This is a genomic window from Aeromicrobium sp. SP1 (genome assembly GCF_055663785.1).
The window spans coordinates 1242905-1259157 of sequence record NZ_JBQVVK010000001.1 but is presented as its reverse complement, the minus strand read 5'-3'; the positions used below and the strand labels follow the sequence as shown (position 1 = coordinate 1259157).

Here is a 16253-nt window from a genome sequence, read left to right as displayed (position 1 = left end):
CGACCCCTGCGTCCTCGCCCGTTCACCCCCTCACGAAGGCACTTCCATGATCACCGCTTCCAATGTGGAGCTGCGCTTCGGCGCGCGCGTTCTGATGTCCGACGTCTCGTTCCGGGTCACGAAGGGCGACAAGATCGGCCTCGTCGGCCGCAACGGCGCCGGCAAGACCACCCTCACCAAGCTGCTGGCCGGTGGCGGCGAGCCCTCCTCCGGCACCATCACGCGCTCCGGTGAGATCGGCTACCTGCCGCAGGATCCGAAGACCGGCGACCTGACCATCACGGCGCGCGACCGCATCCTGTCCGCGCGCGGCCTCGACGAGTCGATGCGTCGCATGCGCCAGGCCGAGGTCGAGATGGCCTCGTCCGACTCCGCGCTCGCCGAGGACGCCATGCGCCGGTACACCCGCGCCGACGCCGAGTTCGGTGCCGCAGGCGGGTATGCCGCCGAGGCCGAGGCCGCCACGATCTCGCACGCCCTCGGTCTGCCCGACCGCGTTCTCGAGCAGCAGCTGTCCACCCTGTCCGGCGGCCAGCGTCGACGCATCGAACTGGCTCGCATCCTGTTCAGCGACGCCGACACGATGCTGCTCGACGAGCCCACCAACCACCTCGACGCCGACTCGGTCACGTGGTTGCGCGGCTTCCTGCAGACCTACTCCGGCGGGCTGATCATCATCAGCCACGACGTCGAGCTCGTCGAGGAGACCGTCAACAAGGTCTTCTACCTCGACGGCAACCGCGCGACGATCGACATCTACAACATGGGCTGGAAGCACTACCTGCGCCAGCGCGAGGCCGACGAGGTCCGCCGCAAGCGCGAGCGCGAGATCACCACGAAGACCGCCGAGCGACTCGTCATGCAGGGCAACAAGATGCGCGCCAAGGCATCGAAGGCGTCCGCCGCCCAGCAGATGCTGCGTCGCGCCGAGCAGATGATGGCCGGCCTCGACGATGTTCGTCAGGCCGAGAAGGTCGCCAAGATCGACTTCCCGAAGCCGGCACCGTGCGGCAAGACGCCGCTCATGGCCACCGGCCTGTCGAAGTCGTACGGGTCGCTGGAGATCTTCACCGACGTCGACCTCGCGATCGACCGTGGCAGCCGCGTCGTGGTGCTGGGGCTCAACGGCGCGGGCAAGACGACGTTGCTGCGGATGCTCGCCGGCACCCTGGAGTCCGACACGGGTGAGATCATCCCGGGCCACGGTCTCAAGATCGGGTACTTCGCGCAGGAGCACGAGACGCTCGACCTGGACAGCACGGTGCTGCAGAACATGCAGCGCACCGCGCCGGAGCTGACCGAGACCCAGGCCCGCAGCGTGCTGGGCGCGTTCCTGTTCACCGGCGACGACTCCGACAAGCCGGCCGGCGTGCTCTCCGGTGGCGAACGGACGCGGTTGGCCCTCGCGGGTCTGATCGTCTCCAGCGCCAACGTCCTGCTGTTGGACGAGCCGACCAACAACCTCGACCCCGCCTCGCGCGCCGAGGTGCTCGACGCCATCCGCCGCTACGAGGGATCGATCATCCTCGTCTCGCACGACGAGGGCGCGGTGCTGGCGTTGGAGCCCGATCGGGTGCTGCTGCTGCCCGATGGCGACGAGGACCTGTGGTCCGACACCTACGCCGACCTCGTCGCCCTGGCCTGACGGCGCTCGAGCACCTCGGTGCGCACGAACCAGACGTAGCCGAAGACGGCGAGCCCGGCGAAGAAGTACCACTGCAGCGAGTAGAAGAAGTGGGGACCGGTGCCCAGATCGGGGTCCTCCGGTCCGAGCAGCCCGTCCGCGATGTCCTGCGTCTGCACGATGTGGCCCGGGAGCGGTTCGACGCCGAGGAAGTCGGTCCAGGCGTCACTGCGCACGGCGCGGACCTGACCGTCCGTCGGGGTCGTGGCCGCGGCATTGGCGGTGCTGTCGGGCTGGAGCCAGCCCGTGACGGTCACCGTGCCGGTCGGCGCGGCCGGGACGTCGTCCGGCGCCTCGCCGGTGTTCGGCCCCTCGATCCAACCCCGGTCCACGAGCACCACGGTGCCGTCGGACTGGCGCAGGGGAGTGATGACCTCGACACCGGGACGACCGTCGCGGTGCGCGAACCGGACGGTGACCTCGTGGGCGGAGTCGAACGTGCCGGTCGCGGTCACGGTGCGCCACTCGAGGTCGTCGTCCCAGCCGTCCGCGAGCACGTCCGAGACGGTGGCGGGCGGCGCCTCGAGGTTGGCGCGGACGATCTCGTTCGTGGCCTTGCGGTGCTCCCACCGATCGTGCTGCCAGCCGCCGAGCCACACGCACAGCACCGCCAGCAGGGCGGAGAAGACCGCGAGCCCGATCCAGCGTGGGCTCAGGAGGAACCGAAACACCTAGCGATCCAGTTGCTTGCGATCGACGCCGAACGGGCTCGGTCCGTCGCCGGAGCTGCGGATCGCGGAGTTGCCGATGACGACCGCGACATAGGGCAGGAAGATCGCCCCGGCACCGAAGATCCACCGCGACCAGTGGTCGATGAGGACGAATGCCAGGAAGCAGATGACCCGGATCGCCATCGAGATCAGGTAGTTGCGCTCACGGTGGTCGACCTGCGCGCTGTACGGCTCACGGGCACTCGTGATCGAGTGCACCTCGTCGGAGTCACGGCGCGCCATACGAGCCACTCTACGCGCGGGGCATGATGTCCTCATGAGCAACCGCACCTACCGAGTCACCGAGATCGTCGGCACGTCTCCCGACGGCGTCAGCGAGGCCATCGACAGCGGCATCAAGCGGGCGTCGCAGACGCTGCGCCACCTCGACTGGTTCGAGGTCGTGGGCATCCGCGGCCAGGTCGTCGACGACGAGCCGTCGCACTTCCAGGTGACGATGAAGATCGGCTTCCGCCTCGAGGACGACGAGTAGCCCACCCTCACTCGTCGGCGGCGTCGGCCGCCTCGACCTCCTCGCGCGTGATCCCCATGAGGTACACGATCGCGTCGAGGTAGGGCACGTTGACGGAGGTCCGGGCCTGGTCGCGGACCAGCGGCTTGGCGTTGAAGGCGATGCCGAGTCCCGCGGCGGCGAGCATGTCGAGATCGTTCGCGCCGTCGCCGATCGCGACGGTGTTCCGCACGCTGATCCCGGCCTGCTCGGCGAACTGCCGCAGCGCCTCGGCCTTGCCGGCCCGGTCGACGACGGCGCCGACGACGCGTCCGGTCAGGGCGCCGTCGACGATCTCGAGGTCGTTGGCCGCGAAGTAGTCGATGCCCAGGTCCGCCGCGAGCCGCTCGATGATCTGGGTGAACCCGCCGCTCACGAGCGCGAACCGGTATCCCAGTCGCTTGAGCGTGCGGATCATGGTGCGGGCGCCCGGGGTGTACGCGAGGTTCTCGTACACGTCGTCGAGGGCCGAGGCCGGCACCCCCGCCAGTTGGGCCACTCGCTCGTGCAGGGACTGCGCGAAGTCCAACTCGCCGCGCATCGCCCTCTCGGTGACCTCGGCGACGGCCTGCTCGCACCCGGCGTGCGCGGCGAGCATCTCGATCACCTCGCCCTGGATCAGGGTGGAGTCGACATCCATGACGACGAGCCGCTGGGCGTGCCGCAGGATCCCGTGCTCCTGCACGGCCACGTCGATGCCGTGCTGGTGGCCGATCGTGGCGAGCTCGGCCTGGAGGGCGTCCGGCTCGGCGCCGGAGACCTCCAGCCGGATGGCCGTGACGGGGTACCGCGCCATGCGCACGATCCGGTCGATGTTGCCGCCCAGGTCCTTGATGCCCTTCGTGATCGAGGCCATCGCTGCGGGCAGCATCGGGGCGCCGAGCACGACGACCTGCGAACGCCCGACGCGGCGGGGGCGGTTGTCGCCCGTGCCGCGGACGACCTCGACCTCGAGCCCGAGGTCGGCGGCGACGTCGCGCACCTCGAGGTCGAACGTGGTCGCGTCGTCGGGCTCGGTCACGAGCACGCTGAGCACGAGCCGTCCGCGCACGACGAGCTGCTCGATGTCGAGGACCTCGACGTCGTGATCGGCGAGTGTCCCGAACACTCGCGTGGAGACTCCGGCGCGATCGGGACCGCTGAAGGTCACGAGCACCGTCGGGGCCGTGAGGTGCAGGGTCGGGACGTGACCGGGAACAGGCGTGCTCATCGAGTCGAGGGTATCGGCCCGGGGTCAGGGCGAGACGATAGGTTGGAAGGGTGACCGCTGTGTTCGCCCTGGACGACGTCACGGTCGTGCGCTCGGGCAAGTCCTTGCTCGATGGGGTGTCGTGGCGGGTCGAGCCCGGAGAGCACTGGGTCCTGGTCGGACCCAACGGCGCCGGCAAGACCACGCTGCTGCAGATCGTCTCGGCGAACATGCACCCGACCTCCGGCACCGCCGAGATCCTCGGCGAGCGACTCGGGGCCGTCGACGTCTTCGAGCTGCGCCCCCGCATCGGTCACACGAGCGCCACGATCGCCGAGCGCGTGCCCGGCGACGAGACGGTGCGCAACCTGATCCTGTCGGCCGCCTACGCCGTGCTCGGGCGCTGGAACGAGGACTACGACGAGCAGGACCACGCCCGCGCGATGGCCATGCTCGCCGAGCTCGGCATCGCGCCCCTGGCCGATCGCACGTTCGGCACGCTCTCGGAGGGCGAGAAGAAGCGCGTCCTGATCGGGCGTGCGCTCATGACCGACCCCGAGGTCGTGCTGCTCGACGAGCCCGCGGCGGGCCTCGACGTCGGCGCGCGCGAGGATCTCGTCGCGACCGTGTCGGGTCTGGCCGCCGACGAGTTCGGCCCGTCGCTCGTGATGGTCTCGCACCACCTCGAGGAGATCGCCCCCGGATTCACCCACGCACTGCTGCTGTCGCGGGGGCGGGTGGTGGCGACCGGTCCGATCGAGCAGACCTTGACGTCGGAGAACCTCAGCGCCGCCTTCGGGCAGCGGCTCGAGGTCACGCACGACGACGGCCGCTACACCGCACGACGACCTCCGGTCCGTCGTCGCGCCAACTGAGGGAGGGACGCATGGACTGGTTCGGAGACGACATCTGGCTGACCTGGATCACGCTGGGAGTCATCGTCTGCCTGATCGAGCTGACCAGCGGCGAGCTGATCTTCCTCATGTTCGGACTCGCCGCGTTCGCGGCGGCCGTCGCGGCAGGGCTCGGGGCTCCCGTCGAGCTGCAGCTCGCGATCTTCGGCGTCGTCGCGGTGGCACTGCTCGCGCTCGTCCGGCCGCGCATCGCGGCACGCGTCCATGACGGGCCCACGCTGCCGAGCGGCTCACACGGTCTGGTCGGCCACACCGCGATCGTCGACGAACAGGTCACGCGCCACGCGGGCCGGGTCCGGATCGACGACGTGCTCTGGACCGCGCGCCCGGTCGACCCGGACGCCACGTACGACCCGGGCGACGAGGTCCTCGTCGCCGCCATCGACGGCGCCACCGCACGCGTCGTCCGGAAGGAGAGCTGATGTTCGCGTCCGCCCTGGCCATCATGTTCGTGCTGCTGGTCATCCTCTTGCTGGTGACCGCGGCGGCAAGCCTCAAGATCATCCCGCAGAACTTCGCGGGCATCGTCGAGCGCCTCGGCAAGTACCGCACGACGCTCGATCCCGGCCCGCACCTCATCATCCCGTTCCTCGACCGCGTCAAGTACCGCGTCGACCAGCGCGAGCAGGTCGTCTCCTTCCCGCCCCAGGGCGTCATCACCGAGGACAACCTGACGGTCGAGATCGACACGGTCATCCTGTTCACGGTCAACAACCCCGTCGCGGCGACGTACGAGATCGTCAACTACATCGACGGCATCCACCAGCTGACGATGACGACGCTGCGCAACATCATCGGTGGCATGACGCTCGAGCACGCGCTCACGGGGCGCGACCAGATCAACCGCACCCTGGGCGCCGAACTCGATGCCGCGACCGGACGGTGGGGGATCAAGGTCAGCCGGGTCGAGCTCAAGAGCATCGATCCGCCGCCCACGATCATCGACGCGATGGAGAAGCAGATGCGCGCCGAGCGCGACAAGCGCGCGTCGATCCTCACGGCCGAGGGCGAGCGCCAGTCGGCGATCCTGTCCGCGGAGGGCCTGAAGCAGGCGAACATCCTCACCGCCGAGGGCGAGAAGCAGTCGGCGATCCTGCGGGCCGAGGGCGAGAAGCAGGCCGCGATCCTGACCGCGCAGGGCGAGGGCCGTGCGATCGAGACCGTCTTCCAGGCGATCCACGACGGCAACCCGGACCAGAAGCTGCTCTCGTACCAGTACCTGCAGACGCTGCCGAAGATCGCGGCCGGCCACAACGCCTCGACGTGGATCATCCCGGCCGAGGTCACGGCCGCGTTGAGCACGATCGGCAACGTCGTCGGGTCGATCCCGGTCGACGGTGGCGGATCGCTCAAGCGGATCGACCCCGATGCCCCCATCGAGGACGCCTCGCCGCCCCCGGCCGAGACCAGCAGCGCCGTCGAGGAGGCCATCCGCGCCGCCAAGCAGGCGGAGTCGCCGATCTCGACGCAAGACGATCCGCCGACGGACCAGCCTCCCGCGGGCCAGCCGCCGGCCTGACCGGCACCACGGTGGCCGAACAGTTCGTCCTCGACGATCCCGCCGACCCTCGGCTGCGGGACTTCACGGACCTGCGTGACGTCCAGCTGCGCACGAAGGTCGAGTCCGAGCGCGGGATCTACCTCGCCGAGGGCGAGAAGGTCATCCGGCGGGCTCTGGCGGCCGGGCACGCGCCCAAGTCGTTCCTGCTCGCGCCGCGGTGGCTCGAGTCGCTGGGCGACGTCCTCGCGGACGCCGACGCGCCGGTCTACGTGCTGGGGGAGTCGCAGATCGAGCGCCTGACCGGTTTCCACGTGCACCGGGGGGCCTTGGCGGCGATCCACCGGCCTGCGCCGCGCGAGGTCACGGAGGTGCTCGCCGGCGCCCGTCGCGTGCTCGTCGCCGAGGACCTCGTCGACCACACCAACATCGGCGCCGTGATGCGCAACGTGGCGGCACTCGGCTTCGACGCGGTCCTGCTGTCGCCGCGCTGTGCCGATCCGCTCTACCGGCGCTCGATCAAGGTCGCGATGGGCGCGGTCTTCTCGCTGCCGTGGGCGCGGATCGACGACTGGTTCGGCCTGCCCGCCCTGCTGCGCGAGCAGGGCTTCACGTCGTACGCGATGACGCTGGCGGACGACGCCGTCCCGATCGACGAGGTCGAGCCGGCGGAACGGGTCGCGGTCATCGTCGGCTCCGAGGGGCCCGGCCTGAGCGCCCACTGGCAGCGCGAGGCCGACCGGCGCGTCATCATCCCGATGGCCGCGGGGATCGACTCGCTCAACGTCGCCGCGTCGACCGCGATCGCGTGCTGGTGGTTCAGGCCGGCCCAGTGATCTCGATACGCGTCTCGCTGCGCTCGCCAGCTACTCGATCAGCGGATCCGGTGGTCGAGTGCCGCGAGGAACGAGCGGCGTATCGAGACCACGGCATCGTCAGGCCGCCCGCACGACCCGTCTGACGGTCGCTCGCGCGAGGTCGCGGTCGGCGTAGACGAGGCGGACGGCTCCGCGGTCCGGGTTGCCGGTGTCGCGCCCCCGCCAGACCCGCCTCAGCCCGGCGTGCTCGGCGGTGCGCCAGCTCGCGACGTTGTGCTCGAGCATGTAGGCGACGACCGGCCGCCCGGGATCGACCTCCTGCGCGGCTGCGACGGCCTCACGGGCGACCTGCCCGGCGATGCCGCGGCCCCAGAACTCCGGGCGGATACGGTAGCCCACGTTCCAGACGAGACCCTCGTGCGCCACCTGGGCGCCGCCGTGACCGACGTACTCGCCGTCGTCGGTGAGGATCGTCCACTGGCCGAGGCCGTGCGTCCAGCCGTCCATCCAGCGTTGGAGCATGCGACGGGTCTGTGTCCGGAGCGTCGGGCGCAGCGTGGGGTAGTGCTCCCACACCCGCGGATCCGTGTACAGCGCGTGCAGGTCGTCGAGGTCCTCGATGGTGACGGGACGATGGATCACTCGACCTCGGGCTCCTCGCCGACGGGCCAGTCCTGCGGGTAGTCCTCGGCGAGTGCCTTGTGCTGCTTGTGCAGCTTCTTCCTGGCCTTCTCGGGGACGCGGTCGCCGAAGACCGTGCCGAAGAGGTGGTCGGTCTCGTGCTGCAGGCACCGCGCGAGCAGGCCCGTGCCCTCGAACGCGATCGGCTCACCGTGCTGGTCGACTCCCGTGACCCACGCGTGATCGGGCCTGGCGCACTCGGTGAACGCGCCGGGCAGCGACAGGCAGCCCTCGTCGGCGACGTCGAGATTGCGGTCGGGGCCGTCCGGCAGGCGCAGCACCGGGTTGCACACGACGCCGGTGATCCGCTGCCCGTCGGCGTCGGGGCAGTCGAACACGAACACCTTGCGGTCGATGCCGACCTGGTTGGCGGCCAGTCCCACGCCCTCGGCGGCGTACATCGTGGCGACCATGTCCGCCACGAGCGTCGCGAGCTCGTCGTCGAACTGGGTCACGTCCTCGAGCTCGTGGTGCATGACGGGAGTGCCCCAGCGCGTGATCGGACGGACGGAGCCGCCGGTGGGCAGGGGTCGGGACTGGTCGGGAGAGGGGGTTTCGGCCACGGGATCAGCGTAACGAGCGCCGCGACTCGCCGAATCGCTGGCAGCCGCCTCCGATTTCAGATACTCTCGGTATGCGAAACTGCAAACGACAGTTATCAAGAATCTCCAAACTCAAAGGGAGTGAACGTGGCGGGCACTGACCCCATGGCCTACGCGCTTCGCGCACTGAACAAGCTCGCGGCATCCGAGACCCTCGATCGGTTCGGACTGCGCAAGTTCACCGAACGCGCCGTGCACGGCGGCACGAGGATCGGCTTCCAGGCCGTCGGCGCGACGCAACGAACCTTCACGAGGGTGGGCGGCGGCGCTCAGGGCAGTCGCCCGACGAGCGCGTCGACGACGGGCGTCTTCGACCTCAACCCGACCGAGGACCAGAAGATGATCGTCGAGGTCATCGGCGAGTTCGCGGCCGAGGTCCTGCGCCCCGGCGCGGAGGAGGCCGAGAAGCGCGACGACACGCCCAAGGAGGTGCTGTCGCAGACGAGCGAGTTCGGACTGTCGCTGCTGAACATCCCCGAGTCGCTCGGTGGCCTGTCCGAGGAGCGTTCCGCCGTCGCCGGCGTCCTCGTCGCCGAGGCCCTGTCGCACGGCGACATGGGCCAGGCCGTCGCCTGCCTCGCGCCGTCCGCGGTCGCGACGGCGATCGCCCTGTGGGGCACCGAGGGCCAGCAGCAGACCTACCTGCCGTCGTTCACCGGCGGCGACGTGCCCGCGGCGGCGCTCGTCGTCACGGAGCCGTCCCCGCTGTTCGACCCGTTCACGCTGAGCACCGTCGCCAAGCGCGACGGTGCGGGTTACGTCGTCTCCGGGCTCAAGTCCGGCGCCGTGCGCGGCTCGGAGGCCGAGCTGTTCGTGATCGCCGCCGACGTCGAGGGCCGTGGTCCGTCGATGCTGCTCGTGGAGTCGAGCGCCGATGGCGTCACGGTCGCCGCCGACCCCAGCATGGGGCTGCGCGCCGCCGGTCTCTCGCGGGTCCAGCTGACGGACGTCCGCGTCGGCGAGGACGCGATCCTCGGCACGGTCGAGGACTACCGCACGATGATCCGGCTGTCGCGCCTCGCGTGGGCCGGCCTCGCGCTCGGCACGGCCAAGTCGGTGCTGGACTACGTCAAGGACTACGTCACGACCCGCGAGGCGTTCGGGGAGCCGATCGCGTACCGCCAGGCCGTCGCGTTCACGGTCGCCGACATGGCGATCGAGCTCGAGGGCATGCGCTTGGTCACGCTCAAGGCCGCGTCGCGCGCCGAGCGCGGTGTGGACTTCGCCCGCGAGGGCGCGCTCGCTCGTCGTCTGACGGCCGAGTACGGCATGCAGATCGGCACGGACGGCGTGCAGATGCTCGGCGGACACGGCTTCGTCAAGGAACACCCGGTCGAGCGCTGGTACCGCGATCTGCGGGCCGTCGGCGTCATGGAAGGAGCAGTCCTCGTCTGAGGACGGAACACCCGATGATCTACCTCGATACCCCCAGGAAGTTCCGCGGCTTCGTCCAGCAGGCGCACGACGTCGCGAACGAGTTCCTGCGCGCCAACTCGCGCAAGTACGACCTCGCCGAGCACAGCTACCCCAAGGAGCTGGACGTGCTCGCCTCGCTCATCGACGGGCTGAACGAGTCCGGCACGGGCACGGGAGCTGGCGCGGCCGGCGTCCGGGTCAAGAGCGGCAAGGACGACAAGAGCGTCAAGAACGGCTCGAACATGTCGTCGGTCCTGTCCGTCATCGAGATGTGCTGGGGCGATGTCGGCCTCCTGCTGTCGATGCCGCGTCAGGGACTCGGCAACTCGGCGATCGCCTCGGTCGCCACCGACGAGCAGCTCGAGCGGTTCAAGGGCACGTGGGCCTCGATGGCGATCACCGAGCCCAGCTTCGGCTCCGACTCGGCCGCCATCAAGACCACTGCGACGAAGGACGGCGACGCCTACATCCTCAACGGCGAGAAGATCTTCGTCACCTCCGGTGACCGGTCCGACTCCGTCGTCGTGTGGGCCACCCTCGACAAGGAGCTCGGCCGCGCCGCCGTCAAGTCGTTCGTGGTGCCGAAGTCGCTTCCGGGCATCCGGGTCGAGCGGCTCGAGCACAAGCTCGGCATCCGCGCCTCCGACACGGCCGTCATCGTCCTGGACAACTGCCGCGTGCCGGCGGAGAACCTGCTCGGCGATCCGGAGATCGACACGTCGAAGGGCTTCGCCGGCGCCATGGCGACGTTCGACAACACCCGCCCGCTCGTCGCCGGGATGGCCGTCGGCTGTGCCCGCGCGTCCCTGGAGGTCATGCGCGACCTCATCGAGCAGGCCGGTCTGACGATCGACTACGACCGCTCGCCGGCGATCCAGCCGCACGCCGTGGCCACGTTCCTGCAGATGGAGGCCGACTGGGAGGCCGCCCTGCTGCTGACCCTCGAGGCAGCGTGGATGGCCGACAACCGTCAGGCCAACTCGCTGCAGGCCTCGATGGCCAAGGCGAAGGCCGGCCGGGCCGGCAATGCGATCACGCTCAAGTGCGTCGAGCTGGCCGGGTCCCTGGGCTACAGCGAGACCGCGTTCCTCGAGAAGTGGGCGCGCGACTCCAAGATCCTCGACATCTTCGAGGGCACCCAGCAGATCCAGCAGCTCATCGTGGCCCGCCGGATCCTGGGCCTCACGAGCTCGCAGCTGAAGTGAGCTGACGACGGGGGACCTACGGACGCATCGCGATCAGGGACGCAGCATGGCCTTGATCGCGGTGCGCTCGTCCATCTGGCGATAGGCGTCGGCGACGCGGTCGAGCGGCAGGTGCAGGTCGAACACGTCGCCGGGGCGGATCGTGCCGGCCAGCACGTCGGGCAGCAGCTCGTCGAGGTAGTGCCGCACGGGCGCGACGCCGCCGGCGAGACCGTAGTTGTAGGCGAACATGACGTTCACCGGCAGCTCGACGCCGTGCGGGACACCGACGTACCCCACGTTGCCGCCGGGACGCAGCGACAAGAACGCCTGCTTCATCGACTCCTTCGTGCCCACGCACTCGAGGACGGAGTCGGCGCCGATCCCGCCGAGGATCTCCTTGACCTCCGCCGCGCCCTCCTTGCCACGAGCGGCCACGACGTGGTCGGCGCCGAATCGCACGGCGAGGTCCTGGCGATCGGCGTGGCGTGACATCGCGATGACGGTGGCAGCCCCGAGACGCTTCGCGGCGAGCACGGCGCTGAGGCCCACGGCGCCGTCGCCGACGACCGCGACGGTCGAGCCGGCCGCGACCCGCGCGCTGACGGCGGCGTGGTGACCGGTCGGGAACACGTCCGAGAGCGCCAGCAGGTGCGGCAGCTGGTCGTCGTCCACGTCGCCGGGCACGACGACGAGCGTGCCGTCGGCCTGCGGCACCCGGACGAGCTCGGCCTGGCAGCCGTCGTAGCCCCCGCCGTTGACGCACGAGGTCTGCACCCCGTTGCGGCAGTGGGCGCACGTGTTGTCGCTGTACATGAACGGGGCGATCACGAAGTCGCCCGGCTCCACGTTCGCGACCGCGGTGCCGATCTTCTCGACGATGCCGACGAGCTCGTGACCGATCTGCTTGGCCTGCGTCTGCTCGCCGTTGAGCCCCCGGTACGGCCAGAGGTCACTGCCGCACACGCAGGCGGCCACCACGCGGACCACCGCGTCGGTGTCCGCCTCGATGACGGGATCGGGCAGGGTGTCGAGTCGGATGTCGCCGGGGGAGTGCAGGACGGTTGCGCGCATGCGTGCAAGGATGGCAGACATGAGTGAGAAGCCCGAAGTCGATTTCACCCCCGGCCCCGCGCCGACCGATCTGGTCATCGAGGACGTCACGGTCGGTGACGGCGACGAGGCCGTCCCCGGCGGCGTGGTCGACGTCCACTACGTGGGTGTCGACTTCGAGACCGGCGAGCAGTTCGACTCCTCCTGGGACCGCGGCCAGTCGGCCCGCTTCCCGCTCCCGCAGCTGATCGGCGCGTGGCAGCAGGGCATCCCCGGCATGAAGGTCGGCGGTCGTCGCAAGCTCGTCTGCCCGCCCGAGCTGGCCTACGGTCCGGCCGGCGGCGGTCACCGCCTGTCCGGTCGCACGCTGGTCTTCGTGATCGACCTCATCGGCGTCGGCTGAGCCTCAGCGTTCGAGTTCGGCCAGCGCCTTGTCGAGGCGCTGGACCGAGATCGGCCCCACGGCCCGGAGTTCCTGCGCGAACGTGCTGACCCGCAGCTCTTCGAGCATCCAGCGCACGCGCTGCACGGGGGCGGACAGCCGCTGCCACGGCCGCATCCCCTCGGTGACCGCGTGGAAGCGAGCCTCGAGGCCCCAAATGGGCGCCGGGTCCTTCGTCGACGTCAGTCGCCTGCCCGCCGCGCGCAGGTAGACGGCGAGCCGGGCCACCTGGTCGGCGCCCATGTCGCGGATGAACCCGGGGTGGATGAGCCACGAGATCTGCACGCGCACGTCCTCGCCCGCCTCGTCCGCGCCGGGGCTCACGGTCGCCAGCGCCTGCAGGGCCGCGATCGCCTGCCGCACGATCCGCTCGGTGAGCGGGACGGCGTCGGCCCGGACGAGATCGCGCAGGCGGCGGTAGGACGCCTCGTCCCACACGGGTCCGCCGTGCGCGACGACGAGGTGGTCGAGCGCCGCGAGCCACGACTCCTCGATGACCGCGGCGGCGTCTCCCTGCGGGGACGTCGCGAGCAGCAGCTTGTCCTGCAGCGAGAGCGTGCGGCCGATCGTGGCCAGGGGCGATCCGGTCGACAGCGCGATGAGGCGCGCCTGGCCGCGCACGGTGGCGACCTGTTGCTCCTCGGCCGTGCGCAGGACCCGCAGGGCGACGCTCGTTCCCTCGTCGACGACTGCCGGGTACCCGGTCACCTGGCCCGCCGTGAGCGTGCGATCAAGGTCGCCGAAGTCCCAGTCCTTGACGCCGGTGCGCTCGTCCCGCGCGGCCCGCTGGTGCAGGTCACGCCGTAGCCGCGGCTCCAGCGCGGTGCGGATCGCGTCGAGGTCCTTGCCCGTGGTCAGCTCGCGGTCGCCGTCGACGACCCGGAACGTGGGGCGCAGGTGGGCGGGGATCGCCGCGAGGTCGAGGTGCGCCACGTCGACGTCGAGCGCCTTGGCGAGCTCGGTGAGCAGGTCTCCGGTCGGGTCGAGCAGAGGCAGGATCCGGTCGGCGTGCTGGGCTGCCGGGGCGAATCGGCGACGCTCGGACTTCGGCAGCGATCGGATGAGCTCGGTGACGAGCTCGGCCCGACGGCCCGGGACGCCCCACGCGAACTCGCCCTCCTCGACCGACAGCAGGTCGTCGACGGGCAGCGTGATCGTGAGGCCGTCGTCGGGGGCCTGCGGGTCAAAGCGGTAGGCGACGTCGTACGCGGCGTCGAAGTCGGTGCTCTGGGTCGTCCACGTCGTCGGAAACGCGTCGGGGTCGATCTCGACGCGGAAGAGGTCGTCGGTGAAGTCGAGCAGCTGCTTGTCGTCGTGCTTCTTCCACCACGCGTCGAAGTGGCGGACCGAGACGACGTCGGCGGGCACGCGTGCGTCGTAGAAGTCCACGAGCACCTCGTCGTCGACACGCAGGCCGCGGGTGCGCACGCGGTCCTCGACCTGCTCGACCTCGGCGAGCCGGGCCTGGTTGCGCTTCCAGAACCGATGGTGCGTCCGCCACTCACCGCCGACGAGAGCGTGCCGCACGAACAGCTCGCGCGCGAGGTGGGGATCGTGCTTGGCCAGCATGACGGTGCGGTCGACCACGACGGGGATGCCGTAGAGCGTCGAGCGCTGCGTGGCGACGGCGGCGCCGCGGCGAGCCGACCACCGGGGTTCGGAGTACTGGTGCTTGAGCAGGTGTCCGGCGGCCCGCTCGATCCAGGCCGGGTCGAGCTTGGCGCTGTCGCGGGCCCAGAGCCGCGACGTCTCGACGAGCTCGCCGGCCATGATCCAGCGCGGCGGCTTCCTCGCCAGGCCCGAGCCCGGGAACACCGCGAAGCGGGCGCCGCGGGCACCGAGGTACTCCCGTCCCTCGGTGTCGCGCAGGCCGACGTGCGACAGCAGTCCGGGCAGGAGCGCCTGGTGGATCGCATCGGGGTCGGGCTCGGCACGCAGCTTGTGGGGCTTGAGCCCGAGCTCGCGAACGGTGCGGCGCAACTGCGCGTTGACGTCGGCCCACTCGCGCACGCGCAGGTAGTGCAGGAACTCGTCGTGGCACATACGGCGGAACTTCGTGTGCGAGAGCTCGTCGCGACGCTCCTGCAGGTAGGTCCACAGCTTCAGCAGGGTGAGGAAGTCCGAGTCGGGCTGGGTGAACCGGGCGTGCTGGGTGTCGGCGGCCTGCTGGCGGTCCAGGGGGCGCTCACGGACGTCCTGGATCGACAGTCCGGCGACGATCACGAGCACCTCGGCCAGGACGCCGAGCCGGTCGGCGGCCAGCACCATGCGCGCGTGGCGCGGGTCGAGCGGGAGCCGGGACATCGTGCGCCCGAGTCCGGTCAGGCGGTCGCTGCCGTCCGCCCGCGGGGCGAGGGCGCCGAGCTCGCGCAGGAGCGCCATGCCGTCCGCGACGGCGCGGTGGTCGGGGGCGTCGAGGAAGCCGAAGTCGCGGATGTCGCCCAGCTCGAGAGCCGCCATCTGCAGGATCACGCTCGCGAGGTTGGTGCGCAGGATCTCCGGATCGGTGAACTCCGGGCGTGCGTCGAAGTCCTCCTCGTCGTAGAGACGGATGCAGATGCCGTCCGCGACGCGGCCGCACCGGCCGGCGCGCTGGGCGGCGCTGGCCTGCGACACCCGCTCGATCGGCAGCCGTTGCACCTTCAGGCGCGTGCTGAACCGGGAGATGCGGGCGAGGCCGGGGTCGACGACGAAGCGGATCCCCGGAACCGTGATCGAGGTCTCGGCGACGTTCGTGGCCAGCACGATCCGCCGCCGCGGGCCGGACCGGAACACCTGCTGCTGCTCGTGGGCCGCGAGCCGTCCGTACAGGGGCACGATGTCCCCGAAGCCCTTGCCCTCGAGCACCTCGGCCGCGTCGCGGATGTCGCGCTCGCCGGGCAGGAACACGAGGACGTCGCCGTCGCGGGGCAACTCGCGGACCGCGGAGACGATGCCGTCGACGATGTCGTCGTCGCGGCCGAGCGGTCGGTAACGGACCTCGACCGGGTAGGTGCGTCCGCTGACCTCGATGACCGGGACGGGCCGGTCGGGCGTCGCGAACAGGTCCGCGAACCGATCGACGTCGATCGTGGCCGAGGTGATCACGAGCTTCAGGTCGGGCCGGCGGGGGAGCAGGGTCCGCAGGTAGCCGAGCAGGAAGTCGATCGCGAGGGACCGCTCGTGCGCCTCGTCGATGATGATCGTGTCGTAGCGGCTCAGGGACCGATCGTGCTGCAGCTCGGTCAGCAGCAGGCCGTCGGTGACGAGCCGGATGACCGTGTCGTCGCCGGACCGGTCGTCGAACCGGACGGCGTAGCCCACCTCGGCGCCCAGCTCGACGTCGCACTCCTGGGCGATGCGGGCCGCCACCGATCGCGCGGCGATCCGGCGCGGCTGGGTGTGCGCGATCCGGGTACGCCCCAGCTCGGCCGCGATCTTCGGCAGCTGGGTGGTCTTGCCCGAGCCGGTCTCGCCGGCCACCACGACAACCTGGTGGTCGCGCAGGGCGTCCCTGATCTCGTCGTGGCGTGCCGCGATCGGCAGCCCGGGATCGTACTCGAGCCTCATCC

At 70.5% G+C, this 16253-nt stretch carries 16 protein-coding genes; 9 read left to right on the top strand and 7 right to left on the bottom strand.

Annotation, left to right across the window (positions count from 1 at the left end; genetic code table 11):
- The first annotated feature begins 46 nt into the window (after window positions 1-46).
- Window positions 47-1645, top strand: a complete 1599-nt coding sequence (locus ACT26F_RS06205; protein ID WP_471669633.1) for an ABC-F family ATP-binding cassette domain-containing protein — start codon at window positions 47-49, stop codon at window positions 1643-1645.
- Here the strand turns inward: ACT26F_RS06205 and ACT26F_RS06200 are convergent.
- Together ACT26F_RS06200 and ACT26F_RS06195 are read right to left on the bottom strand one after the other, a co-directional pair.
- Window positions 1618-2355, bottom strand: coding sequence for an SURF1 family cytochrome oxidase biogenesis protein (locus tag ACT26F_RS06200; protein ID WP_471669632.1), 738 nt, complete (start codon window positions 2353-2355; stop codon window positions 1618-1620). The two genes, ACT26F_RS06205 and ACT26F_RS06200, sit on opposite strands and share 28 nt — an antisense overlap.
- Window positions 2356-2637, bottom strand: a complete 282-nt coding sequence (locus ACT26F_RS06195) for a DUF3099 domain-containing protein (RefSeq protein ID WP_471669631.1) — start codon at window positions 2635-2637, stop codon at window positions 2356-2358.
- Window positions 2638-2671: 34 nt separating this feature from the next.
- Here ACT26F_RS06195 and ACT26F_RS06190 point away from each other — a divergent pair, with 34 nt between their 5' ends.
- Window positions 2672-2887 (top strand): dodecin, encoded by a 216-nt coding sequence (locus ACT26F_RS06190; protein WP_471669630.1) that lies wholly within the window; start codon window positions 2672-2674, stop codon window positions 2885-2887.
- A 7-nt stretch (window positions 2888-2894) separates the two neighbouring features.
- Here the strand turns inward: ACT26F_RS06190 and serB are convergent, their stop codons facing one another.
- Complete coding sequence (serB, locus tag ACT26F_RS06185) at window positions 2895-4115, bottom strand: phosphoserine phosphatase SerB (RefSeq protein ID WP_471669628.1); 1221 nt, start codon at window positions 4113-4115, stop codon at window positions 2895-2897.
- Window positions 4116-4165: 50 nt separating this feature from the next.
- On the opposite strand from serB, the gene ACT26F_RS06180 reads away from it, so the two are divergent.
- From ACT26F_RS06180 to ACT26F_RS06165, 4 genes are read left to right on the top strand one after another with little or no spacing between them, the layout of a single operon-like run.
- Entirely contained in the window at window positions 4166-4969 is an 804-nt protein-coding gene (locus tag ACT26F_RS06180) for an ABC transporter ATP-binding protein (RefSeq protein WP_471669627.1), read from the top strand.
- A gap of 11 nt (window positions 4970-4980) precedes the next feature.
- A complete protein-coding gene (locus ACT26F_RS06175) occupies window positions 4981-5430 on the top strand; it encodes an NfeD family protein (RefSeq protein ID WP_471669626.1) in 450 nt (149 codons plus the stop codon).
- A complete protein-coding gene (locus ACT26F_RS06170) occupies window positions 5430-6527 on the top strand; it encodes an SPFH domain-containing protein (protein WP_471669625.1) in 1098 nt (365 codons plus the stop codon). Before ACT26F_RS06175 ends, ACT26F_RS06170 begins: the two co-directional genes overlap by 1 nt.
- 11 nt (window positions 6528-6538) lie before the next feature.
- On the top strand, window positions 6539-7342 hold the full coding sequence (locus ACT26F_RS06165) for a TrmH family RNA methyltransferase (protein WP_471669624.1): 804 nt from the start codon (window positions 6539-6541) through the stop codon (window positions 7340-7342).
- 99 nt (window positions 7343-7441) lie between these two features.
- Here the strand turns inward: ACT26F_RS06165 and ACT26F_RS06160 are convergent, their stop codons facing one another.
- Together ACT26F_RS06160 and def are read right to left on the bottom strand one after the other, a co-directional pair.
- On the bottom strand, window positions 7442-7966 hold the full coding sequence (locus ACT26F_RS06160; RefSeq protein ID WP_471669623.1) for a GNAT family N-acetyltransferase: 525 nt from the start codon (window positions 7964-7966) through the stop codon (window positions 7442-7444).
- A complete protein-coding gene (gene def / locus ACT26F_RS06155) occupies window positions 7963-8568 on the bottom strand; it encodes a peptide deformylase (RefSeq protein WP_471669622.1) in 606 nt (201 codons plus the stop codon). The genes ACT26F_RS06160 and def overlap by 4 nt, the downstream gene beginning before the upstream one ends.
- A gap of 126 nt (window positions 8569-8694) precedes the next feature.
- Between def and ACT26F_RS06150 the strand changes: the two genes are divergently transcribed.
- Window positions 8695-10002: an acyl-CoA dehydrogenase family protein gene (locus ACT26F_RS06150; protein ID WP_471669621.1), complete on the top strand. Its 1308-nt coding sequence runs from the start codon at window positions 8695-8697 to the stop codon at window positions 10000-10002.
- A 14-nt stretch (window positions 10003-10016) separates the two neighbouring features.
- Window positions 10017-11228 carry an acyl-CoA dehydrogenase family protein gene (locus ACT26F_RS06145; RefSeq protein WP_471669620.1) on the top strand — a complete coding sequence of 404 codons (1212 nt, stop codon included), beginning with the start codon at window positions 10017-10019 and terminating at the stop codon, window positions 11226-11228.
- Window positions 11229-11261: 33 nt separating this feature from the next.
- On the opposite strand, the gene ACT26F_RS06140 is transcribed toward ACT26F_RS06145, so the two are convergent.
- Window positions 11262-12281, bottom strand: a complete 1020-nt coding sequence (locus ACT26F_RS06140; protein WP_471669619.1) for a zinc-binding dehydrogenase — start codon at window positions 12279-12281, stop codon at window positions 11262-11264.
- 19 nt (window positions 12282-12300) lie between these two features.
- On the opposite strand from ACT26F_RS06140, the gene ACT26F_RS06135 reads away from it, so the two are divergent.
- Window positions 12301-12663: an FKBP-type peptidyl-prolyl cis-trans isomerase gene (locus ACT26F_RS06135; RefSeq protein WP_471669618.1), complete on the top strand. Its 363-nt coding sequence runs from the start codon at window positions 12301-12303 to the stop codon at window positions 12661-12663.
- 3 nt (window positions 12664-12666) lie between these two features.
- On the opposite strand, the gene hrpA is transcribed toward ACT26F_RS06135, so the two are convergent.
- The gene (hrpA, locus tag ACT26F_RS06130; RefSeq protein WP_471669617.1) at window positions 12667-16251 is read right to left on the bottom strand and encodes an ATP-dependent RNA helicase HrpA; all 3585 of its coding nucleotides are present in this window, start codon (window positions 16249-16251) and stop codon (window positions 12667-12669) included.
- Between the last annotated feature and the right edge of the window lie 2 nt (window positions 16252-16253).